This window comes from Microbacterium sp. NC79, assembly GCF_019061125.1.
Lineage (GTDB): Bacteria > Actinomycetota > Actinomycetes > Actinomycetales > Microbacteriaceae > Microbacterium.
In genome coordinates, this window is the sequence record NZ_JAHQYI010000001.1 from 638,459 (window position 1) to 661,451 (window position 22,993).

General features: G+C 62.9%; 20 protein-coding genes, 1 pseudogene and 1 riboswitch. Of the genes and pseudogenes, 9 read left to right on the top strand and 12 right to left on the bottom strand.

The window, feature by feature from the left end:
- Positions 1-156 precede the first annotated feature (156 nt).
- Positions 157-1,005 (bottom strand): endonuclease domain-containing protein, encoded by an 849-nt coding sequence (locus KTJ77_RS02765; RefSeq protein WP_217336985.1) that lies wholly within the window; start codon positions 1,003-1,005, stop codon positions 157-159.
- Between the two features lie 283 nt (positions 1,006-1,288).
- On the opposite strand from KTJ77_RS02765, the gene KTJ77_RS02770 reads away from it, so the two are divergent.
- The gene (locus tag KTJ77_RS02770) at positions 1,289-2,008 is read left to right on the top strand and encodes a hypothetical protein (protein ID WP_217336986.1); all 720 of its coding nucleotides are present in this window, start codon (positions 1,289-1,291) and stop codon (positions 2,006-2,008) included.
- 58 nt (positions 2,009-2,066) lie between these two features.
- On the opposite strand, the gene KTJ77_RS02775 is transcribed toward KTJ77_RS02770, so the two are convergent.
- Positions 2,067-2,522: a GNAT family N-acetyltransferase gene (locus KTJ77_RS02775; protein ID WP_217336987.1), complete on the bottom strand. Its 456-nt coding sequence runs from the start codon at positions 2,520-2,522 to the stop codon at positions 2,067-2,069.
- Positions 2,523-2,848: 326 nt separating this feature from the next.
- Entirely contained in the window at positions 2,849-4,408 is a 1,560-nt protein-coding gene (locus KTJ77_RS02780; protein WP_217336988.1) for a L,D-transpeptidase family protein, read from the bottom strand.
- 183 nt (positions 4,409-4,591) lie between these two features.
- Between KTJ77_RS02780 and KTJ77_RS02785 the strand changes: the two genes are divergently transcribed.
- The 7 genes from KTJ77_RS02785 to nagB all read left to right on the top strand — a co-directional run bounded on the left by KTJ77_RS02785 (position 4,592) and on the right by nagB (position 12,920).
- Complete coding sequence (locus KTJ77_RS02785; RefSeq protein ID WP_217336989.1) at positions 4,592-6,631, top strand: family 20 glycosylhydrolase; 2,040 nt, start codon at positions 4,592-4,594, stop codon at positions 6,629-6,631.
- A gap of 78 nt (positions 6,632-6,709) precedes the next feature.
- Positions 6,710-7,894 (top strand): ROK family transcriptional regulator, encoded by a 1,185-nt coding sequence (locus KTJ77_RS02790; protein ID WP_217336990.1) that lies wholly within the window; start codon positions 6,710-6,712, stop codon positions 7,892-7,894.
- Positions 7,895-7,950: 56 nt separating this feature from the next.
- Positions 7,951-9,231 carry an extracellular solute-binding protein gene (locus KTJ77_RS02795; RefSeq protein ID WP_217336991.1) on the top strand — a complete coding sequence of 427 codons (1,281 nt, stop codon included), beginning with the start codon at positions 7,951-7,953 and terminating at the stop codon, positions 9,229-9,231.
- A gap of 75 nt (positions 9,232-9,306) precedes the next feature.
- Positions 9,307-10,314: a carbohydrate ABC transporter permease gene (locus KTJ77_RS02800; RefSeq protein ID WP_217336992.1), complete on the top strand. Its 1,008-nt coding sequence runs from the start codon at positions 9,307-9,309 to the stop codon at positions 10,312-10,314.
- Complete coding sequence (locus KTJ77_RS02805; protein WP_367948807.1) at positions 10,311-11,234, top strand: carbohydrate ABC transporter permease; 924 nt, start codon at positions 10,311-10,313, stop codon at positions 11,232-11,234. Before KTJ77_RS02800 ends, KTJ77_RS02805 begins: the two co-directional genes overlap by 4 nt.
- Positions 11,234-12,148, top strand: a complete 915-nt coding sequence (locus KTJ77_RS02810) for an ROK family protein (protein ID WP_217336993.1) — start codon at positions 11,234-11,236, stop codon at positions 12,146-12,148. Before KTJ77_RS02805 ends, KTJ77_RS02810 begins: the two co-directional genes overlap by 1 nt.
- Positions 12,141-12,920 carry a glucosamine-6-phosphate deaminase gene (gene nagB, locus KTJ77_RS02815; protein ID WP_217336994.1) on the top strand — a complete coding sequence of 260 codons (780 nt, stop codon included), beginning with the start codon at positions 12,141-12,143 and terminating at the stop codon, positions 12,918-12,920. Before KTJ77_RS02810 ends, nagB begins: the two co-directional genes overlap by 8 nt.
- Here nagB and KTJ77_RS02820 read toward each other — a convergent pair.
- From KTJ77_RS02820 to KTJ77_RS02855, 9 genes and pseudogenes are all read right to left on the bottom strand, one after another.
- Positions 12,917-13,357: an NUDIX domain-containing protein gene (locus KTJ77_RS02820; protein WP_217336995.1), complete on the bottom strand. Its 441-nt coding sequence runs from the start codon at positions 13,355-13,357 to the stop codon at positions 12,917-12,919. The two genes, nagB and KTJ77_RS02820, sit on opposite strands and share 4 nt — an antisense overlap.
- Positions 13,354-14,715, bottom strand: coding sequence for an FAD-binding oxidoreductase (locus tag KTJ77_RS02825; RefSeq protein WP_217336996.1), 1,362 nt, complete (start codon positions 14,713-14,715; stop codon positions 13,354-13,356). Before KTJ77_RS02825 ends, KTJ77_RS02820 begins: the two co-directional genes overlap by 4 nt.
- The gene (locus KTJ77_RS02830; RefSeq protein ID WP_217336997.1) at positions 14,712-15,077 is read right to left on the bottom strand and encodes a YrdB family protein; all 366 of its coding nucleotides are present in this window, start codon (positions 15,075-15,077) and stop codon (positions 14,712-14,714) included. The genes KTJ77_RS02825 and KTJ77_RS02830 overlap by 4 nt, the downstream gene beginning before the upstream one ends.
- A gap of 9 nt (positions 15,078-15,086) precedes the next feature.
- Positions 15,087-17,018: a sigma-70 family RNA polymerase sigma factor gene (locus KTJ77_RS13550; RefSeq protein ID WP_217336998.1), complete on the bottom strand. Its 1,932-nt coding sequence runs from the start codon at positions 17,016-17,018 to the stop codon at positions 15,087-15,089.
- Positions 17,019-17,478: 460 nt separating this feature from the next.
- Positions 17,479-17,913, bottom strand: a complete 435-nt coding sequence (locus tag KTJ77_RS02840) for a hypothetical protein (RefSeq protein WP_254367338.1) — start codon at positions 17,911-17,913, stop codon at positions 17,479-17,481.
- Positions 17,914-18,024: 111 nt separating this feature from the next.
- Positions 18,025-18,105, bottom strand: a pseudogene (locus KTJ77_RS13665) (zf-HC2 domain-containing protein); the annotation flags it as partial.
- 25 nt (positions 18,106-18,130) lie between these two features.
- The gene (locus KTJ77_RS02845) at positions 18,131-18,685 is read right to left on the bottom strand and encodes a sigma-70 family RNA polymerase sigma factor (RefSeq protein ID WP_217336999.1); all 555 of its coding nucleotides are present in this window, start codon (positions 18,683-18,685) and stop codon (positions 18,131-18,133) included.
- A 167-nt stretch (positions 18,686-18,852) separates the two neighbouring features.
- Positions 18,853-20,022: an N-acetylglucosamine-6-phosphate deacetylase gene (gene nagA / locus KTJ77_RS02850; RefSeq protein ID WP_217337000.1), complete on the bottom strand. Its 1,170-nt coding sequence runs from the start codon at positions 20,020-20,022 to the stop codon at positions 18,853-18,855.
- Positions 20,007-21,548, bottom strand: coding sequence for a family 20 glycosylhydrolase (locus tag KTJ77_RS02855; protein ID WP_217337001.1), 1,542 nt, complete (start codon positions 21,546-21,548; stop codon positions 20,007-20,009). Before KTJ77_RS02855 ends, nagA begins: the two co-directional genes overlap by 16 nt.
- 56 nt (positions 21,549-21,604) lie before the next feature.
- Positions 21,605-21,686: riboswitch (ZMP/ZTP riboswitch) on the top strand.
- Between the two features lie 32 nt (positions 21,687-21,718).
- On the opposite strand from KTJ77_RS02855, the gene glyA reads away from it, so the two are divergent.
- Positions 21,719-22,993: a serine hydroxymethyltransferase gene (gene glyA, locus KTJ77_RS02860; protein ID WP_217337002.1), complete on the top strand. Its 1,275-nt coding sequence runs from the start codon at positions 21,719-21,721 to the stop codon at positions 22,991-22,993.

Consider the following 22,993-nt stretch of genomic DNA (forward strand, 5'->3'; position numbering starts at 1 on the left):
GTTCCGTGCCCCACGTGGTTCCGTGCCCCACGTGGTTCCGTGCCCCCGGGAGAAGGTAAATGACGTGACAGAAGGAGATTTCGGCGCAGTTCTCCTCCTGCGACACCAATCTCCTTCAGCCACGACATGAGATCTGGCCCGATCTCGCTTCAGAGCTCAGGAAAAGGATCTGCGAGGGTGCAGATGGAACCCCGCGGCAATGGCGCGCATGATGATGCGTTCGGTTTGCGGCCAGTCACGCATAACCTGCGCATAGGTGAAACGCAGAACTGTATAACCCCGCAGGGTCAGTTCGGCGTCGTGAGCGGCATCGCGCGCACGGTCCGAGGGGCTGCTGTGATGCTCATGGCCATCGGTTTGCACGACGAGCCATTCGCCTATGAGCCCGTCGACCGGACGGCCAGCGAGCCAAACCTGTTGCCTCACGGTCACTCCGCGCCTGGCCAGCCGAGTGACGAGAAATGTCTCGAGGCCCGAGTCGGCAAGGCCCGTGCACTCCTGCGCAAGGTGCTGCGCGCGGGCGCTGCGCCATCGGACAATGCGTAATGAGGCGGTATCCAGCTTCTCCTGCCGGATCGCCGACTCCCACACAGTGAGGGCGTCATCCATTGGTAGGCACTCGGCCACATGGCGTAGGGAATCGAGGGATGATTCAATCAGATCGCCCACGCCGCACGGTGTGATCGGGGTGTTCCAATGCCGTGCGTATTGTTGCGCGCCGTGCCCATTGGGGCGCATCCATAGATGTCGTTGCGCGGTGGTTCCGGGTGGCGTCCACCAGCCTCGATGCGCGGCCGCACTGATGCAAGCAAGCCTGCCGTGATGAGTTGCGGCGCACACGAAGTCTTCATCCGCACTGTCGAGGAGTAGCCATTGTCGCTTGAGCACCGTCACGGTGCCGTCGAGGCGGCATTGGCGAATCGTTGGCGTACTAAAGCCTGCTCGAAGCGCGTGGTGTCGGTGCGCGATGCCGTTGCGTTGGGCGAGCCACATGATCAAGTCCATACCGTGATAGTCATACGTGCGGCCTCTGCGGTGGGCGCATCATCACGGATACTGAATAACCTGGCAACCGGTGGCTGATGGGGAGGAAGTAGACGGCGCGGGGCAACCCCGAGAGTAGGTAAATGACGCCGGAGGAGGAAAAATACGCCGAAATCTCCTTCTGTCACGTCAATTGCCTCCCGCCGGGACAGCGCGCGGAACCTCGGGCTGGGGGAGAGGCGGCGGAACCATTGAAAGTGCGGGTGAGACGGCCAAATGATGTGGGATGCCATAGACTCGCGCCGTGTCTATTTCAGCTCTTCAGAATCAATTGTCAACACCCTCCGGTTTCGCAGCCGCGGTGAAGGCGCCTAAAGGTCTCCTGGTTGGTGCACTCTCTTCACTCGTGGCCGCCGCGGCCTTTATGGGAATGAATCTCTTCCAGTTGGGGTCGGTCAGCGACTGGGACTGGCTTTACATCGAGCGTTACTTTCTCACCACCGAGGCCGTGCAATTCTCAGGCGGACGCGCGGGCCGTTCCGAGATGTGGCGCTTTCTGTTCGTGTGGGGGCCGATGGTCTTGATCCCGCTCGCTATCGTGCTGCTTATCCTGCATTTCGCAATGAAAGGCAGCAAGGGCGCCAAGTTGTTCGCTGACTTCCAACAGCGCGGCTGGGTCGGCCGTCAGCGTTCGCTCGGCCTGAGCGCGATCAACGGCAACCGCCCGGCACCCCTCGCGCTCATCGGCCCGGCCGCGGCACCGGACGGGTACGTTGACCAGCCGGCGCTACAGTTCGGATCCTGGATGGCAACCCTCGATAAGAAGACCATCAAGAAGCTGTCGGCAGGGGCGACGAAGGCCAACGCGATCAAGGGCACACCAGCGCCGTTGGTTCATGAGAACCTCCCTGGCGACATGATTGTCGCGGCAGAACAGAAGGGTGGCGAACTCGTCGCCGTCATTCCGCCTGCCACCGGCACCAAGGGTTACAAGGTCTTGATGATCAAGGGTCAGGAAAACTAACGTCAGCACATGAAAGGGCGGTGAGGACACCTTGTCCTCACCGCCCTTTGTTGATCGCTTAGGGTGCGCTGATCTTGGCCACAACCTCGCCGTAGTCCGTCTCGCCGATGGGGGAGAATCCGACAGACTCGAAGAAGCGCTCCGGGCCGCCCTCGCCTGCTTCGTACATCACGGTGACGTGGTCAAAGCCCTTTTCAGCAGCCACGCGGCGCAACTCGCCGACGATGAAGCGGCCGACACCGCGACGCTGATCATCGGCGTCGACGTTGATACGCCACAGCACGCTGCGGAAGTGCTCTTCCAGGGCCTCGGGGTCAAAGTTGGCGCTCACGAACGCGACAACCTCATCGCCGTCCAAGACAACGCGCTGCCATGTGGTCTGTGGGTTTACTACCGTGGCCGCGATGCCATACGAGATTGGGGCGAGAAACGCCTCCTGGCCTGGCTTGAGGCCCAGCTTGTTGACAGCGACGATGGTAGCCGCACTGAGTTCTACGAGTCGGAGGTCGGTCATGGGGACAGGCTAACGCGTAAACGAGCATCAAGGCCAAGAATTCACCGGATACTGTGCACGAGACGCACGGAGGATCTGAGAAAAGCGCCGATCTTCCGGGATAACCACAAATATCCAGATGTGAAACAATTCACGCACGCGCCCGCTCTTTTTCTCCTCTGTGCAACCTGAACGAACCGCCTCCTTGAGCTTCCGGAACCGCCTGCGCGGCCTGAGAGAGCCTGCACGGCTCGTGCGACGAATGCGACCAGATCACGCCACAGGTGCGACGAAACACCAAGGGCCGCCCCCGTGCTCGGAAAGCGGCCCTCAGTATCAACCGGTGCTTAGTCGTGCACCCAAACTTCGGTTCCGATTGGCGTCCAGTCCCACAGCCACTTGGCGTTTGCCTCACTGAGGTTCATGCAGCCGTGGCTCATCTTGTTGCCAAAGTTGTCGTGCCACCAGGTGCCGTGGAAAGCCTCATCGCCGTGGTAATACATAACCCACTTGACGTCTTTCGTGCAGTAGTCATAACCGGGCACACAACCCATGTCCTGCATCACGACGTGCGAGTTGATGCGGAACGTGCCACGAGTTGATTCGTGCGGCGGAAGACCCGATGACGTCAGCATGACGCGCACGGTCTCGCCGTTTTCCCACACATACACCGTTTGCTCGCTGACATCGACTTCAATCCAGCGCTCGAGCGTTGTTTCTTTGGGAGCCACCGTCGTTACGGTCAGCGGGTAGTGTCCGCCCTTGCCTGATTCAAGCTGCGCGGCAAACTCGGTGGCGATGTTCGAGACGTCGCCAATCGTGCGGCCCTCGACACCCTCCTTGGTGTAGATCGAGTCGGGAAGCTGTGAACCTTCGCGGTCGACCAGCTTCACGCCGTCAACCGGCTGCCGGTCGACCTTAGCTGCGAGAGTGGCAGTGAACTTTTCAATCTCCGCTTTGTCTGCCGTGATCGTCACGGTTCCGTCGTCAGCGATGGTTGGTGTGATCCACGTTGAGGCGAGTGCAGGATCGACCGGAACCGTGCGCTCGTCGCCGACGTAGAAGCCCATGTCTGCGGTGAGCGCATTGACCTCATCGGCCGCGGCCTGCGCTTCTTCGGTCGTCAAGAGTGCCGGAATTGCGACGCTCGTCACGTCGACAGCCGCTTCACCCTTTTCTGAGGCGACGGCCTTTTCCAGTGCGGCGTGCACGGTGTCGAGTGACACGCCCTCGCCGTCGGTCGCGGGTGTCACCGAGTAGTTGCCCGTTGCCTTATCGAGGGTTACCGTCGCGTCGATCGGGTCGACGTAGAGGTCGGGGAGTGCATCGCGAAGCGCAGCGAGTGCCTTCGTTTCGTCGATCACAATAGGCGCGTGAGCGGCGGCGCTGCCCCAGCTGCCAAACTTCCATGCGGGTGCCGCGCTGAAGGCCTCAGCGGCAGCGGCTTCGGCGTCAACGCTTGCGCCCAGATCTGCACCCGTGAGGGTGACAGCACCCGACGGCGTATTGAGAGTCACAGCGGCGTCGGCAACGCGAGCCGTGATCGCATTGGCAGCTGCCGACTGCGTGAGCCCGCCGACAGGCACGCCAGCGGCACTGACACCGGGAGCGATAAGCGTCATCGAGGCGATAACGAGGCCTGCGACAACACCGGCGGCTGGGATGGCGATCCACGGCCAACGGCGCTTGCGCTTCTTTGGCTCGTCGCTCGCAGGAGCCCAGGCATACACCGGAGCGCTAGCGGCAGCGCTCTCGTCTGGCGCAACGTTCGCGACTGAGCCATCGGTTCCGTCTGCGGCAGTGGTCTCGTCGGAGGCCGCCTGAACGGCTGCGGAGTCGTCGCTGACGGCTGCGTCCTCGACGGAATTCTCCGGAGCGCTGTCGCGCTCCTCATGTGCGTTGGCCAAGTTGGGCCCCCTTCATCAGTCCCCAACCCCAATCGTAAATGAGGACGCCAGCATAAAAGGCGGGATCGGATCACAGTTCTGTCGCGATTACCTCCCGACTTCCTGCGCATCGTGATTTCGCTTGCGACGTGCTGTTTCTTGCGGGTTTGTTTACCGGCTTAACTTTAGCCATACACTGGCGCCGTGACCTTGAATCTTGCCAATCTCAGCCCGTCGCTCGCACGCATCGGCCGTGTTCGTCTTTATCGCAGTGTCGCGATCGCTGGCCGCGATGGGGTGCACGACGTCGTGGTCGAGGGGCGACGTATCGTCGGCATCGGAACCTTCGCGCGCGACGAATTTCCGGAGGGAACGGTCGACATTGATGCCGCAGGCTTGACGCTGTCACCTGGACGTGCCGGGGGCGGAACCATTGCTGACGGCACGACCACACGCATCGTCTCGTCCCTGGCTGGGTCTGCAGTCTCATCCGGTGCGAGCGGAGAAATGCAGAATCTGGCAACGGCAGTTCCGCCAACAGACGGACCCGATCCGCGCGGAGTGATTCGCGAACATGCCATTGCCGACCTGGTGCTGGAAGACCTCCTTCAGAACGAGGGGGCACCTGGGCGGGTATGTGAAGTGCTCGTGGCGGGGCAGGTCGCGTATCCGGCTGGACAGCACAACGCGGGTGAGATCGTGCTGCCACTTGTCGCCCGCGACGACAGTGTGATTCCGCGCGTGCAGCGTATCGGCGATTGTGGCCACGACCGTGTTCGGTTTGGGGTGGTCACGGGCGAAGCGGCTGGCGGCGTGCGGGCGCTCCTCGGCGAGGCCGATTGCGACGGAGTATCGGTCACGACCCAGGTCGCAGCGGGGGCCGCAGAGGGGGTTCGCATTGTCGTTGCGAGCGATGGCGTTACGCTTTCAGCAGGGTCGCCCGCTGGGCTGGTGCGCGCGGCGGCTGCCCTCGACCAGCTTCGCGACGCTGACCGGACGGCACCGACTGGCCAGTGGGATGCGGACGCCCCCGCGTACTCGTGGCGCGGCCTCATGCTGGATGTCGCTCGCCACTTCCGACCGGTCAGTGACGTGGAGCGCATCCTCCTCCTGATGGCGCGTCACCGTCTGAATGTGCTGCACCTGCATCTCACCGATGACCAGGGGTGGCGCTATGAGGTTCCGGGCTACCCGCGCTTGGCGACGGTGGGCGCAACCAGAGCGGAGACGCAACGCGGGCATGGTCCGCAGAGTGCCGTTGTCATCGGGGAGCACTCGGGCTTTTACACTCGTGCAGATTTGGAACGCATCGTGGCGTATGCCGATGCGCTTCACATCACCGTGGTTCCTGAGGTGGAATTCCCCGGGCACGTGCAGGCGGCCATCGCCGCCTATCCTGATCTCGCTACTACCGGTGATGTGCCTACTACTCCGTGGCCGCGGTTCGGGCTGAACCCGCACACGCTCAATCTCCGTCCCGAAACGCTGGAGTTTTGCCGAGCGGCGATTGCGGCCCTTGTCGATGTCTTTCCATCGCGGTGGATCGGCGTCGGCGGCGATGAGGTGCCGACGGCACAGTGGGCAGCAGACGATGTCACGCGCGAGCGGATGGCTGAGCTCGGCATCGATGACGTTCATGGCGTGCAACCGTGGTTCACCTCTCAGCTCGTCAGTATCGTCGAGGAGTTCGGACGCGCACCCTTCGCGTGGGATGAGGTGCTGGCCGGCCCCATCGACCCCAGCCTGCTGGTTGGTATTTGGCGAGGCCATGTTGCCGCTCGTGCAGCGCGTCGCCGTGGGCACGATTTCATCTGGTGCTCTGATCTCGAGGCCTACCTGGATTACCGCCAGGGCGAGGGGGCAGACGAACCGATTCCCGTCGGGCCGCCCCTCACGGTGGAAGATACCTGGCGGTTTACTGTCCCCGAGGGCGCTCGCGGCGGCCAGGCAAACGTCTGGACCGAACACCTTCCCACCCGTGACCGTGTGGATTTCGCCTTCTTTCCTCGCCTTGCGGTGATCGCCGAGCGGCTGTGGGCCGGCGGGGAACCGGGGGAGTGGAACGAGTTTGCGCGCCTGCTGCCAACGCACGTGCAGCGGCTGGAGGAGTGGGGCGTCTCGTATCGACCCTTCGATGGACCTCGACCTGACCAACGCGTGCCAGGGGTTCCCGGTGTTCCACGCTCGCGAGAAGAGCGCGAACGCATCGTCGCAGGCCTCGTCGCCGACATCGGCGATGTGTAACGAATCTGTAACAGGAGAAGAGAATTTGATGATTGCTCTTGCGTTTGAGTTTGTTCGTAAGGTCTACTAACAAACATCATGATGGCATCGGAAGCGCAAGGTAGCGCAACACCACAGGCAACCCAGGTGCGGGTCGCGCAGTTTCCCACTGCACGTTCGGCTCGCTCCCGCGGCAAGGTGTTGCCGGAGCATGCCCGCAACCACAATCGATCCCTCGTGTTACAAACCCTCTTCCATGAGGGAGCGATGAGCCGTGCCGACCTGTCGCGTGAAACGGGGCTGACGCGCGTCACGATCTCTGATCTGGTTGCCGAACTCATCGATGACGGCATCGTCGCCGAAAGGGGACTGCGCGAGGGCAATCGTCCTGGCAAGCCGGCAACGCTGGTCGATATCGACCGCCCCGGACACCAGATCATTAGCATCGACCTGTCTGAGCCTGACGTCTTCCGTGGAGCGATACTCACCCTCGATGGCGAGATCGTCGTTCGCGTTGATGAGCACGGAGCGCACGGCATTACCGGCGACGCCGCACTCGGAGCCACGATCGAGCTGGCCCGCACGCTGGTTTCGCAAGCCACTGCGCCTCTGCTCGGTATCGGTATCGGCACGCCCGGTGTGGTCAACCTCGACGGCGTCGTGCTGACCGCACCAAACTTCGGCTGGCGCGATGTGCCGATGCGCGACCGCGTGCATGCTGCCACCGGTCTGCCTGTGGTCGTGGCAAATGACGCCAACGTTGCTGTGCTCGCCGAGCAGACGTTCGGTGGTGCCACCGCAGACACCCTCCTCGTCCGCGTCGGACTCGGTGTTGGTTCCGGCCTCTTGGCCGCGGGCCAGGCGATGATCGGCGGCCACTTCGCCGCAGGTGAAATCGGCCACGTCACCGTCGCAACCGACGGCGGACCCCAGTGTGCGTGCGGCAAAGTCGGCTGCTTGGAAGCGTGGCTTGCGGTGCCAGCCCTCGTCGCCCGCATCGCAGCGACTGGCGACCGCGAGGGTGTGCTTCGTGACGCAGGAGAACGCCTCGGCATCGCGTTAGCGCCCGTCATCGGCGTGCTCGACCTCTCGGAGATCGTCATCGCGGGGCCGGAAGAACTTCTGGGCGGAATCCTCATGGACACCGCGTTGACGACAGTGCGGGCACGCACCCTCGCGGGGATCCACGACGGCGTCGACATGCGGCTCTCTGAACAGGGCCCAGACATTGTTTTGCGCGGAGCAGCCGTCATGGTGCTCGCGACTCAACTTGGAGTGTTTTAGGACGCTTCGATCGGGCATAGACGCCCACCCACCCACCAAGAAACAAAGGACAAACTATGAACCGGAAGCTCGCTGCGGTCGCCACTTTTGGCGTTGCCGCTCTTGCACTTGCGGGTTGCTCCAGCGCGGCCAATGACGGCGGCAACGGCGGCGACAACGGAGGATCGGCCGAAACGGGCGAACTCACCGTTTGGATTATCGGATCGGACACGCCCCAGGACGCTCGCGACTACCTGAAGGAGACCTTCGAGGCGGAGAACGAGGGTTGGACTCTCGCGATCGAAGAGAAGACCTGGGCTGACACCAACGACGCATACGTTGCAGCACTCGGCTCGAGCGACGCACCTGACGTCGTCGAGGTCGGAAACACGCAGGCTCAGGGCTTCATCGACCAGGGTCTGCTGCTCGACATCACGAGCGAGAAGGAAGCACTCGGCGGCGACACCATGCTGCAGAGCTTCGTTGAGCTCGGCTCGGCTGATGACGCACTGTACGCCGTGCCGTACTACGCAGGTTCGCGCATCGTCTTCTACTCGCCCGAGGTTTTCACTGGCGAACCGCCTGCGACGCTGGAAGAGTACGTTGCCGCTGGTAAGGCAATGAAGACCGACACCCGCTCGGGCATCTGGGCACCGGGTAAGGACTGGTACAACGCTCTCGCATTCGTCTGGGCAAACGGCGGCGAAGTTGCTGTCAAGGACGGCGACAAGTGGGACGCACAGTTCTCCTCGCCCGAGTCGATCAAAGGCCTCGAAATGCTTCAGGACGTATACCTGAACGCGAACGTTGCTCCGGCTGACTCGAACGAAGCTGACCCGCAGGTTCCGTTCTGCCTCGGCGAGACCGGCTTCCTGTCGGCTCCGTCGTGGGTCAAGTGGTCGATCCTGGCAGCGGCTGACGCTGACAACCCGGGTTGCCCCGACACCTACGGCAAGGACCTGCAGGCTATGCCCCTCCCGGGCATGAAGGCTGGCGAAGCTGCACCGGTATTCGCTGGTGGTTCCTCGATCGCTGTTGCGTTCAAGTCGGATGCACAGGACAAGGCGAAGGCCGCTGTTGCGATCATGCTGTCGGACGGATACCAGAAGATCATGGCTGAGAACGGTCTGATCCCGGCGCTGACGACGCAGGCACAGTTCCTGCCTGACGACGAGATCACCAAGGCTTCTGCTGCGGCAACGGCGGCTTCGCGCGCTGTTCCGGCGAGCGCTAACTGGGCTGGTGTTGAGGCTTCGCTGGTCATCCCAGACACGCTGGTCAAGATCGCTCAGGGTGGCGACATCAAGCCGCTGGCTGAGGAACTCGACAAGAAGATCGAAGAGATCCTCAACAAGTAGTAACAAGCTGGAGGGGCTCCGGGGACACCCACACACATCCGGAGCCCCTTCCTTTTTTGTCAGGAAGGACCGCGCATGAGCGCCACCGTGACGCGCGCTGAAAAGGCGTCGCACGAGAAGCCCCGAACCCGAGGGGGCGAGAACATCGAGCAGCGTGCTGTTCGTGACGCTAAAGAGCGGGCGCGCAAGCGCACGCTGCGCGAAGCCGTTGGCGGCTGGGGTCTGCTGACTCCCGCACTGATTGTGCTCGGCGTCATGGTGGGATACCCCGCCGTGCTCATGGTGATTCAGTCGTTCACCAACCTCACCACGAAGAACAAAGTTCAGGGCACCATGCCCGACTTTGTCGGATTCGATAACTACATCGACATCCTGACGCAGAGTGACTTCCCGATGGTGCTGGCGCGCAGCCTCGGGCTCATGGTTGTCATCACGGCCTGCATCATGCTGCTGGGCACGCTGATCGCCGTCATCATGACGAAGCTCAGCAAGTGGTCTCGCATTATGGTTTCGGTCGGTCTGCTCCTCGCCTGGTCGATGCCGCCGCTGGCATCCACGGTCGTCTGGGGCTGGATCTTTGACACGCAGTACGGCGTCGTCAACTGGGCCCTGAACACGATCACCGGAACCAACGACTTCACCAACCACGGCTGGTTGGCGAACCCCTGGACCTTCATGGCGATCGTCGTGATCATCGTTGTCTGGATGGGTGTTCCCTTCGTCGTCTTCACCCTGTACGCCGCTCTCGGCCAGGTGCCTGGTGAAGTGTTGGAGGCTGCTGCCCTCGACGGAACCACGGGCTTGCGCCGCTTCCGTTACATCGTCTTCCCGTACCTGCGCAGTGTCTTCACGGTGGTGCTGATTCTGCAGGTGATTTGGAACCTCAACATCTTCACGCAGGTCTACGCCCTGCAAAGCCGCGGTGGTACCGCGAGCGAGACGAACGTGCTCGGCACCTACCTGTACCGCCTGGGCGCCGGTGACTACGGCATGACCAGTGCGATCGGTGTGATCATGGTGGTCATCCTGCTCACCCTCTCCATCGGCTACATCCGCAATTCTCTGAAGGAGGAGGAACAGTGAGTACCCTCACCGAAACCCTCGTGGCACCAACCGGGCAGAAGCCCGCGAAGCTGCCAGGCCAGCGCAAGCCTTCGGCGCGCAAGGTCTTCACCCGCACCGGACTCAACATCGCGGCCGTGGTGATCTTCCTGTGCAGCATCTTCCCGGTGTACTGGATGATCAACATGTCGTTGACGCCGTCCAACAAGATCATTAGCCGCACGCCGAGCCTGTTCCCCTCCGAGTTCACGCTGCGCAACTATGACACCGCGTGGAACCGCCAGGCAGCTCCCGGCCAGACCGACTTTCCGAATGCTCTGGTCACGACGACGCTGATTACGCTTGGTGTGCTGGTCGCGACGCTGATTGTCGCCTTCATCGCGTCGATTGCGTTGGCACGCTTTCGCTTCAAGGGCCGCAAGACCTTTATCGTCTCCATCCTGATCATTCAGATGATCCCTGGCGCCGCCATGATGTTCACGATCTTCGGAATGATCGATGACTGGCGTCTGCTGAACACCATGGTCGGCCTTGGCATCGTGTATCTCGCTGCCGTGCTGCCGTTCACAATCTGGACTCTCCGCGGCTTCGTCGCCGGGGTTCCGATTGAGCTCGAAGAAGCCGCCATGATCGACGGCTGCACCCGTGCACAGGCCTTCTGGAAGGTTACATTCCCGCTGCTCGCACCTGGTCTGGTGTCGACGGGTATCTTCGCGTTCATCCAGTCGTGGAACGAGTTTGTGATGGCTTTGCTCATCATGAAGGGCCAGAACCTCACCCTGGTTCCGTGGCTGTACTCCTTCCAATCGGCAACCGAAGCCACCAACTGGGGTGCGGTGATGGCGGCATCGACGCTCATCTCGCTGCCGGTTGTCGTCTTCTTCCTCTTCGTGCAAGGACGCATGACTGGCGGACTCGTATCGGGAGCAGTGAAGGGCTAATGAAAGTAGGACTCGACGTCGGCGGCACGAAGGTGCACGCCGTGGCGATCGGGGACGACAACACGATTCTTGCGGAGGCGCGCTTGGCGACCCGCACGGGTGACGACGGGGTGGTGGCATCCATTAGGGACGCCATCGCGCAGGTCGTGCCAGAAGGTTTCGTTGCTTCGTCCATCGGTATCGGAATTCCTGGCCAAATCGTGCCAGGCACGAACCGCGTGCAACACGCGGTAAACCTGGGCATCACAGACCTTGATCTAGCCGCGGCTCTGGCGCCGTACACGGCGGCTCCCGTGCGCATCGAAAACGATGTGAAGGCCGCCACGATCGGTGCGCACGCCCTGCGCGGCGGCGGTGATGCGTTGGCATACCTGAACATCGGAACCGGTGTTGCCGCTGGTCTCATGCTGCACGGCAAGCTGCACCGCGGTGCGCAGGGGATCGCGGGCGAGATCGGCCACATGAGTGTCGATCCAGCCGGGCCTGCGTGTCGGTGCGGTCAGCGCGGTTGTATCGAGGCGCTCTGCGGTGGTGGCGCGGTGACGGAACGCTGGGGACACTCAGGCACGCTGCCGATCCGCGATATTTTTGACGCCGCTGATGCGGGCAACGAGCGTGCAGCCGAACTTCGATCTGGCATTGCGCAAGGCATCGCAGCGGCGGTTCGCGTGCTGGTGCTTTCCACCGATGCTGATGCTGTCGTTGTTGGCGGTGGCGTTGCTGCTGTCGGCGACCGACTGTTCGACGATGTGCGCGCCATCTTCCGTCAGGCAGCCGAATCCTCGCCGTTTCTGCGGTCGCTGGGTTTCGATGCCAGAATGGAGACGCTACCGGCGGCGTCGCCCGCGGCGGCATTGGGTGCCGCTCTTGTCGGAGTAGCAGAATTTTCTGAAGGAGCATTGGCCCATGGCTGAAGTTGTTATTGTCGCGGACCGTGATGAGGCCGGCCGCCTGGTCGCTAATGAAATCGCGCGCCTGGTTCGAAGCAACCCGCAGACGGTCCTGGGGCTGGCAACCGGTTCCACGCCGTTGCCTGTGTATCAGGCATTGCGTGAGTCGCTCGAAGGCGTCGACGTCTCACACGTGCGCGGATTCGCCCTCGACGAGTACGTCGGTATCGACCCGGCGCATCACGAGAGCTACCGCAGCGTGATCACCCGCGAAGTTGTTGAGCCCCTTGGCCTCACCCCCGAGAACATTAACGTTCCAAACGGAGCGGTCGAGGGCATCGAGCACGCAGGCGCTGATTACGAAGAGCGCATCATCGCGGCAGGCGGCATCGATTTGCAGATTCTTGGCATTGGTACTGACGGGCACATTGGTTTCAACGAACCGGGCTCATCGTTTGCCTCGCGCACACGCGTGAAGACGCTGACGGAGCAGACCCGCTCAGACAATGCCCGCTTCTTCGACAGCAAGGACGAGGTTCCTGTGCACTGCATTACGCAGGGACTCGGAACCATTCTGCGCGCTCGCCACCTGGTGCTGTTGGCATTTGGTGAGGGTAAGGCCGACGCTGTTGCCGCGGCCGTTGAAGGCGCCGTCAGCGCGCTCGTGCCCGGCTCTGCCATCCAGTTGCACGAGCACGTCACGGTGGTCGTTGATGAGGCTGCCGCGAGCAAGCTGAGCCGTGCGGACTACTACAAGTACGCGTGGGCAAACAAGCCGGCGTGGCAGGGAATCTAACCCCGCGCTCGCAACACTTCGTTCACAGGCGCTTCTCCCCACGCAAGGGGGAGAAGCGCCTGTGTGCTGAGTGGGGCGATTGTGACGCTCGGCAGGTCGGTTAGCGTGAGCCAGCGCGCCTCGGCAATCTCGGCTGCCGCCCTGATCATGCTGATGTCGGTCAGCTGAAGTGCGAAACAGTCGGCGACGACGTCGAACCCACGTTCGTTGGCAGCCGCCGTACGGTGCACGCCGAGCGGTATGAGAAGGGCGGGATCAACGACGATGCCGAGTTCCTCAGCGAGTTCGCGCACCGCCGTCTCTGCGGGAGTTTCCCCTGCCTCCGGCTTTCCGCCCGGTTGCATGAAGGCGTCGGTGCCGCGCTTTCGCACCATCAGCGCGCGGTTATCGGCATCGGTGATGAGCACCGCGCTGACGCGAATGACAGCACCAGTCATGAGGCAAACACCTTTCCGGGGTTGAGAATGCCTGCCGGATCAAAAGCACGCATCACTCGCTGTTGCAGCTGCCATTGCGCGTCACCCAGTTCAGCTTTCAACCATCGGCTCTTCAACACCCCGACACCGTGTTCACCCGTCAGCGTCCCGCCCACCCGCAGCGCCGAGGTGAAAAGGTCATCCGCCGCTTCCCAAATATGATCCGGAACATCCTGGCCGTCAAAGACGAAGTTGGGGTGCAGGTTGCCGTCAGCTGCATGCGCAACGGTCGGAATCGTGACGCCGTAGGCGCGCTCGATGCGCGCAATTTCGTCGAACATGTCGGCGAGACGTGATCGCGGCACGGAGACGTCTTCAATGAGCGTGGTACCAAGCGTTTCCATGGCCGGGTGCATGGAGCGTCGAATGCGGAGAAGTTCGGTGCCGACGTCCGGATCGTCGGTGACAGCCACCTCAGCACCTCGAGCGGTGAGTAACGCCGCGATCGCGTCTGCCTCCTCCGTTGCCGCGACGCCATCCGTCTGAATCGTCAGTTGCGACGCGCCGACGGTCGGAGGATCGAGCTCGAGCAGTCGATGTACGGCGTCAAGCGATGTCGCGTCCATGAGCTCCATGATCGCCGGCTGAATGCCTGCGGCCGTCACGGCAGATGCTCCGGCTGCCGCGTCGCGAACCGAAGAGAATACTGCTGTCACCGTGCATGTGGTTCCGCTCACCGTGCGGCGCAGCTTCAGCGTGGCGCCCACGATGACGCCCAAACGGCCCTCAGAGCCAATCAGGAGTGACGTCAAATCGAAGCCCGCGACACCTTTGACCGTGCGCTTGCCGCAGTGGATGAGTGTGCCGTCGGCGAGGACGACATCGACGCCGAGTACGGCATCCCGGACGACGCCGTATTTCGCGCACAGGAGTCCACCAGCACCGGTGGCGATATTGCCACCCACGGTAGAAATTTCGCGGCTGGCCGGATCCGGTGCCCACCAGACGCCGTGCGGGCGCAGAGCTTCGTTGAGCGCGGCGTTGATGATGCCGGGCTCAACAACGGCGATGAGATCGTCGGGATGGACCTCGAGAACCCGGTTCATGCGGGTTAGGGAGAGGCTGAGCGCGCCTGCGCCGGTGTTCGCGCCGCCAGCAAGGCCGGTGCCTGCACCGCGCGGAACCACGGGGGTGTGCGTTTCAGTCGCGATGCGCATGATGGCTTGCACGTCTGCGACTGATTCCGGGTACAGCACCGCGAGCGGCATGCCTGATGCCGCGTGGCCTGACTTATCGGCGCGCGCATCAGCACGCGCCGCGTCGGTCGTGTCGACTCGGCCAGGCAACACCTGCCGCAACCGATCGACAACCGAAATCATGCGATGTTGCGGCGGCCTGCGACGAGGCCCGTGGCGACGGCGACAACGCCGAAAGCAATACCGATGACGGCCTGGCCCATGTCCCACCAGGCGAGGGTCGCTGCCACGAAGACGAGCAACTCAACGAGGGCACGGATGTAGGGGTGGACGCGCAAGACGGCCTTGGGCGAGACGAACAGTGCCCAGACCAGGATCGCGAGGGCGGGAGCCACAATCGCGACGACGATGTTCCACGGGAAGGCGAAGCCGAGGGCACCCCACAGCGCGAGGGTCGCGAACGCGGTCAGCCCCACCACAAAACGAACGATGTCGACGACGGAGAGCGCGGGGCGAACGTCGTTCGCCGAGGGTGTTTCAGCCATGACACCAGTTTACCCGCGGTTCAGCAGCGCATTCCATTCGTCGCCGGTGAGCGTCTGCGTTTGCTCCTGCTCACCGTCGAGGTAGCGAAAAGAGATCTCCGCGTCACCGATGCGGCGCCACGATACGAGCAGCACCGATGCTGAGCCATTGGAAATAACACTTGATGTGCCCTGGTTTCCGTCGATCACCACGGCCACTTCGCGGCCATCGGTTCCGGCGATGACGACACGAGCGATGTGGGAGCCATACAGTGTCCAGCTGTCGACCGCGGGCGTATCGCTGACGGGCGGAGAAGGCTCAGGCGTCGGATCGACTGTCGGTTCCGGGGTGGGTTCCGCTGTTGGCGTCGGTACTGGTGTCGGTGTTGGCTCCGGTGTCGGTGTTGGTGTCAGTGTTGGTTCCGGTGTTGGTTCCGGTGTCGGCACCGGCGTCGGGTCGATAGAGGGGCTCGGCTCCGGCGTGGGTTCAGGCGCCAAAGACGGATCCGGCGCGGGCGCAGAAGTCGGGGCAACGGACGGTGCCGGTGAAGCCCCTAACGGTGGAGTTGGTTCGGGCTCAGGAGACGGCAGCGGCGCCGGATCCTCGGTTGGAGCCGTCGACGGTGCCGGCTCGACCGTGGGCAGTGGTGCGGGCGATGGCACACGCGAAGGTGAGGGAGCAGTAACGCTCGACCCGGGCGGTGCAGGCTGCGGTGTGGTGCGGGGAGCCGGAACCAGCATGCGCGGCACATCACTTGGGGATGGGGAAGGTAGCGGGTCAAGTACCTGGATGACGGCGTCGCTGTCGGGGGTAGCCATGACGATGTCAGGCATTGTTTGTGCGCCAAGGACGAGCGTGTTTTCTGCGCTGGCCTCGTTCATCGTTTCCGGAGACGACGTTGCCACGACCGTCGCGGTAATAACGGCGGCGCCCGCGATGACGGCACTCGCGGCGGCAACAGACAAAACGCCGACGAAGCTCCCTGTTCCGGCCGCGGCACCGACTCCTGACGATCCGGCACCCGCATTGCCCACGACCGACATGACGGAGGCACTTCCCGCGCCTGCACCTGAACCGAGCACGGTGCCTGCACCGGATGCGAGGACGGTGCCTGGCATTGCAGGTGCGGTTCCAGACGCCAGCGCAACGAGTGAGAGGCCGCCACCCTGCAACGTGGCCAGATATCCCGTCGCTCCCGTCGCCCCCAAGGCAAGGGGGAGGAGTACAAGAGCGAGGCGTGAGGAGACATGCTTGGCTTCGCCAGCAACAATCGCGCAACGGGCGCACTCGCTGAGGTGCGCATCGATCTTCGTACGGTCGCGGGAGCTGACGGTGTCGCGCGTGTATGCGGCGAGACGTTCGATCGTCCACTGACACATCGATCCGTCATCAAGCGACTTGAGGTGAGCCGTGATCCAGGCTTCGCGCAAACCTTCGCGTGCGCGAAGGGCGAGCTGCGCAACGGCGCTCGCTTTCATGCCGAGCAGCGGCGCCGCCTGCGATGGCTTTAGTTGCTCGATTTCGGTGTACCAGAGCACCTCTTGCCAGCGAGTCGGGAGGCTGCGAAAAGCGGTGTTGGTCAGGCTGCGGTCGAGTGCCGCATCCGTTTCGGTAGCGGATGATGCGGGATCAATGACGTCAAGATCCTCAACGTTGGTCTCTGACCTGGCCCGCCCCCATGACGCCGCCGTGTTGCGAATACAGGTGAAGAGGTAGGCGCGGAAGGCGCCGTGCGGGCCGCCGCCGTGCTGGATGGCCTGGAAGATGCGCGTGAACGCTTCCTGTACCAGGTCGTCGGCATCGAGCGATGTCGTCACAGATCTGGCAGCCAGGACTCCGGCGGAGTAGTGCCGCAACCACAGTTCGCCGTAGGCCAGCGAATCGCCCGAGCGCGCGCGCTCAATAAGCGTCGCGTCGGGGACGAGCTCGGCGTCAGGCGCAGTCAGGAAGTCTTCGGTCACAGCTTTTCAATGCGTTGAATCGGGGAGCTCTTCGGGTGAGCTCAACACTCCATTTTCGCGGAAATATCCTGGGTATCCAAGGAATCCGCGCAAATGCGCGGATCGACAGTAAAGTTCTTGGAGTTCCACAGTAATGAGGGCGCGTGCGTGGCTGTGGCGAGAGAAACCATACAAACGATGTTGCAAGCAAGTGGCGCCAAGCGGTGGGGAAAAAACAATTCAAAAATTGTTTTCATTTTCGCGTTATGAATCGACCACTATCGCGTCTCTAATGGTGAGAGACCGGATGCGTTCTTCGGGGGAAGAGCGCACGACCGGACTCAGACCGGGGGACGGTTCCTGGGGAGGGCCGTATGGCAAAGTGGGGCTCGAGACATCGAGCCCCACTTCTGCATGTGGTGGTCGTGATGCCTACCGGGTCGTGATACCTACCCGGCCAGCGCAATCCATTCCGCGCCCGTCATGGTTCCGCTCGACTCGGTGCCTGTGCGGGTGCCTGGGCAGGCGGTGACGGCGATGCTTTCACGTCGTCGACATTGGGCTCGACTTGGGGGTCGGGTATCGACGGAAGATCGCTCGGAGACGGCGTCGGGGTCGCGCTCGCAGGAGGAGTCGCGGTGGCCTCCGGCTCGACGGACTGTGGGGAGGGAGCCGCGGCGACGTCGATCGGATCAGCGACCGGCGCCGTCATCATATTCGTGACGACCCCGCCGGCAGCGACCAGGCCGACGACGGTGACGGTGAGCGCGATTCTTGCGCCAACCGAAGTACCTGTTGTCGCGGCCACTGCCGCAACACCGGCGCCAGCGCTCATTCCCGTGGCAGTGACCGCGCTGGGCATGGCAGGAACAGCGCCTGCGGCCAGCGCGACAACGCTCGCGCCGCCTGTGGACACCGTGGCGAGGTAGGTTGCGGCTGCCGAACCGCCAAGTGTAAGCGGCAGCAGAGTAAAAGCTAGCCGTGAGGAAACGGAGTTGGCCTCCGCAGCGACGGCGGCACAGTTGGGGCATTCCGCGAGATGCGCCTCAATCTTGGCCTTTTCGTGAGAGGTGGAGTTATTACGTGCGTAAGCGCCGAGACGCTGAATGGTCCACTGGCAATGAGAGCCGTCGTCAGGCGTTCAGGTGGGCGGCTACCCAAGCCTCTCGCAGGCCTTCCCTCGCTCGCAGCGCAAGTTGAGCGGCAGCGGCAGGCTTCATGCCCAGGCGTGGGCCAACCTGTGCGGGCTTCAGCTGGTCAATTTCGGTGTACCACAGCACCTCTTGCCACCGCGCAGGGAGGCGTCGAAATGCCGAGAAGACCAAGACGCGATCGACCCCGGCGTCCATCTCTGCCGCGGAAGATTCCGGGTCGATGTACATGTCGAGGCCGTCAAGTGGAACCTCAGCGCGAGCGCGATCCCACGATGCGGCGGTGTTGCGGATGCTGGTGAAGAGGTAGGGGCGAAAAGCGCCTCGCGGGCCGCCCCCGCTCAGAAGGGCTTGATATGCCCGGGTAAACGCCTCTTGTACGAGATCGTCGGGGTCGATCGAGGACGTTAGGGCGCGCGCCGCGGAGACGCCTGCGCGGTAATGACGTGACCACAGTGTCGCGTATTCATCCGAATCGCCCCGACGCACATCGTCGAGGGGGAGTCCGTCTTCTGGAAGTATCGATTGCGTGCTCACAGGCGACCATCTGCTGGGGAACTGGACTTCGGGTCCGTAAACCATCCTCAGGCATTATCTCGCAGGTACCAACCTCGAGGGTGCGTACCACGCACGTGGTGGCCGCTTTCTGTGCGTGCTATCCGTGAGTGTCGTGCGCAGAACCGTGTGTGACGCGCGCGATGAAGCTAAACGCGCGTCGCGTCTGCCCACACCGCGCGCACGTTGAGATCGCGGTCGAGCAGCACGGCATCGGCGGCATAACCGGGGCGTACCCGTCCATAACGGTCGGCGACGCCGATGGCCTCAGCGGCAACGCGGGTGAGTGCATCAATCGCCGTGGCGACTGGAACGCCGACACTCACGACGTTGCGCAATGCCACATCCTGGGTCAACGTGGAGCCAGCAATTGAGTTGCCGTGCGTGAGGCGAGCGACGCCGTCGGTGACGGTGACCGCGAGATTGCCGAGCACGTAGTCGCCGTCGCCAGAACCCGCTGCCGCCATGGCGTCGGTGACGAGCACCACACGCCCAGGGGCACTCGCAAAAATCATGCGAATGAGGTCGAGGTCAACGTGGATGCCGTCGGCGATCAGCTCAAGGTACATGCGCGGGTCAGCGACGGCCGCAACGACGGGGCCGGGAGCGCGGTGGTGGATGCCAGGCATGGCATTGAAAGCGTGCGTGATGACGGTCGCGCCCGCGTCGCATGCGTCACGCGTGACGTCCGCATCGGCGTTTGTGTGACCGATCGCGGCGACGATGTCGTTCGAGACAAGCGCGCGGATCGCATCAAGGCCGCCGGGAAGCTCAGGGGCGATCGTGATCTGACGGATGACGCCGTTCGTCTCGGCGATGAGGCGCTCGATGGCGGCAGGGATTGGTTCGCGAAGGAGCGACTCTTCGTGGGCGCCCTTGTGGCCGGGGTCAAGGAAAGGGCCCTCGAGGTGAACACCGAGAATGTCAGAGCGCTCCGTCATGCAAGCCGCGACGCTTGCCGTGCGCTGCAGGAGCGTATCGAGGTCAGCCGTGACGAGCGAAATCACCGCACGGGTGGTTCCGTGCATCCGATGCATGTCGCGCGCCGCCTTGATGGCTGCAGAACCGTCATCAAACGAGTGTCCGGCTCCGCCGTGCCCGTGAATATCGATAAACCCCGGGGCGAGGAGCGCGCCGTTACCTGCGAGTTCCTGTGCGTCGATGACGGTCGTGCCGCGCTCGACGAGGTCATTCCAGCTATCGCCGGTGCCGGAAGCGACGACGCCATCGGCAGCGAGCAACACCCACGAGTCGGGTTGCAAGTCGCCGGCGTCTGCGAGTGTCGCCGAGTGGATAAGCGTTCTTACGCTGGAATCCACGAAATCTCCTCGGAGTTGTGAAAAGTGATTCCCTCAGACTGCCATGCCGATGCATGCGACGCGACTCGTGCACGGAAGGAGTCCCACGTGCGTTCCGGGGCATCCTGTGGGCTCCACGCGATCTCGGCGACGGCTGCCGCGCGAGGGAAAGCCAAGGTGAAGACGTCGTCCATGGTGCGAGCCGATTCCGTCCAGAGCGGGGCCTCGACACCAATGATGGCGCTGGCCGGAACGCCCGAAATGATGTCGGTGGGCTCCCACGTGTATGCGGATTCGACCGACGTTGGACCGTTCGCCCAGATGAGGCCGAGCGGGTGGTCTGCGGTTGGTTTCATGTCGAGGTAGCTGACGTCGGCAGGGGACAGAATGAGCGAGCCGCCGTTTGTCACGAAGGCGCGTGCCTCATCGTCGTAACCGGGCTGGGGCTGCAGGTATCCCCAGTACTGCCCAATGGTTCCGGCTGCCAACCCCGGAGCCTTACCGGCTTCGTGCCAGGCGATCGGGGTCTTGCCTGTCTCGGCGACAGCACGAGACGCCATCGCGATGAACGCTGCGAAGTCTTCGTCCGTCGTGCCGAGCGACTCATCGCCACCCAGGTGGACGTACGGGCCGGGGGTTGCCGCTGCAACCTCACGGAAGATCTCTCGAACGAAAGCGTCGGTGGCGGGGTCGTCGATCTTGAGGCTGGAAAAGCCCACGCACCATCCGACGTATGACTCGCCGTGAATGGGGAGGTCTTGCTGGAAGAGCTTCGCCGTGTCGGTGACGGAGTCCATGATGGCGGTCGGTTTGGTGAACTCCGGATAGGCCACGGTGACGGCGTGAGTGTGGCCAGGAACATCAATTTCCGGGACGACCGTCATGTGGCGCGATGCAGCATAAGCAACGATTTCGGCGTAGTCCGCCTGGGTATAGAAGCCGCCACGGTCACCGAGCGCCGCCGTGGCTGAAGCCTTCTCGGTCAACTGGGGGAATGACTCACTCTGCAGACGCCAACCCTGGTCGTCGGTCAGGTGAAGGTGGAGCACGTTGTACTTATAGCCGCTCATCGCGTCGATGTACCGCTTCACATCATCGACGCCAAAGAAGTGCCGAGCCACGTCGAGCATGACACCGCGGTACGCGTATCGAGGGGCATCAGCGATGCGTGCACCCGTAATGAACCAGCCGTCGTGGTCGTGGCTGAGGAGTTGGCGCACCGTCTGGGCTGCCCAGAAGGCCCCCGCAGACGCAAATGCTGTCACCTCAACGACACCGTCCGTCGTGTCGATGCGATAGGCCTCGACAGATAACGGAGCGTCGGTCTCCAAGCGAAACACAATGTCACCAGACGTCATGTCGGCGGAGTCTGTGACGACGAGTTCCAGACCCGTGCGTGCGGCGATCGCGTTGGCCAGGCACTGCGCTTCGCGTTGCAAGCCGGCGGGCGCAACCACGCGACTCATCCCGGTCAGATGGACAGGGGGAGCGGGTGCAAGAGATTCCGGAAACGGAACCAGGGACGGCGTCGTCGCAACGAATGTCATGTAAGGAAACCTAACAAACCTGACGATCTCCGACAAGTGAACAGGAAAGGGTATGCTTTTTTCGTCGCGACTGGCGTTCAGGTGGGTGACCACCGGGGAGCGAACACATTCCTTCGACCGCACGCCTGGGCCGATGTGTACATCTCTCAATCCTTCGTGGAGGTAACGCCGTGACCGAATCCTTCTTCAACGCTCCGCTGAGCGAGGTAGACCCCGAGATCGCAGAAGTACTTGAGCGCGAACTGGTTCGCCAGCGCTCGTACCTCGAGATGATCGCGTCGGAGAACATTGTTCCCGTCGCTGTTCTGCAGTCGCAGGGCTCGGTGCTCACCAACAAGTACGCCGAGGGCTACCCCGGTCGCCGCTACTACGGCGGTTGCGAAGAGGTCGACGTGGCCGAAGAACTCGCAATCTCGCGCGCCAAGGAACTGTTTGGTGCTCAGTTCGCTAACGTTCAGCCGCACTCCGGTGCCACCGCGAACGCTGCCGTGCTGCACGCCATCGCACGCCCGGGTGACACCCTTCTTGGCCTCGCCCTTGACCAGGGTGGTCACCTGACGCACGGCATGAAGATCAACTTCTCGGGCCGCCTCTACAACATCGTCGCGTACGGCGTTAACGAAGAAACCTCGCTCATTGACATGGACGAGGTTCGTCGCCTCGCCCTCGAGCACAAGCCGAAGGTCATCATCGCCGGATGGTCGGCATACCCGCGTCAGCTCGATTTCGCGAAGTTCCGTGAGATTGCTGACGAGGTTGGCGCCTACCTCTGGGTCGACATGGCTCACTTTGCTGGTCTCGTTGCCGCTGGCGTTCACCCGAACCCGGTGCCGCACGCACACGTCGTCTCCTCCACCGTGCACAAGACGATTGGTGGCCCGCGTTCGGGCTTCATCCTGACGAACGACGCTGACCTGGCGAAGAAGATCAACACGGCTGTCTTCCCTGGACAGCAGGGTGGTCCGCTCATGCACGTTATCGCTGCGAAGGCGACCGCATTCAAGCTCGCGGGCACCGCAGAGTTCAAGGACCGCCAGGAGCGCACACTTCGTGGTGCTGCCATCCTCGCCGACCGCCTCACCCAGGCAGACGTTGCGGGTGCGGGCATCTCGGTCCGCTCGGGCGGAACCGACGTGCACCTCGTGCTCGTTGACCTGCGTAACGCTGAGATCGACGGCAAGCAGGCAGAGGATCTGCTCGACGAAATTCACATCACCGTCAACCGCAACGCGGTTCCGAACGACCCGCGCCCGCCGATGGTGACGTCGGGCCTGCGCATCGGTACGCCGGCGCTGGCAACGCGTGGTTTCGGCGACGCCGAGTTCACCGAGGTTGCCGACGTGATCGCTCTGGCTCTGCAGCCGGGCGCAGACGTAGAGGCTCTGCGGGCACGCGTTGACGTGCTCGCGGCAGCTTTCCCGCTGTACCCCGAACTGCAGCAGTAA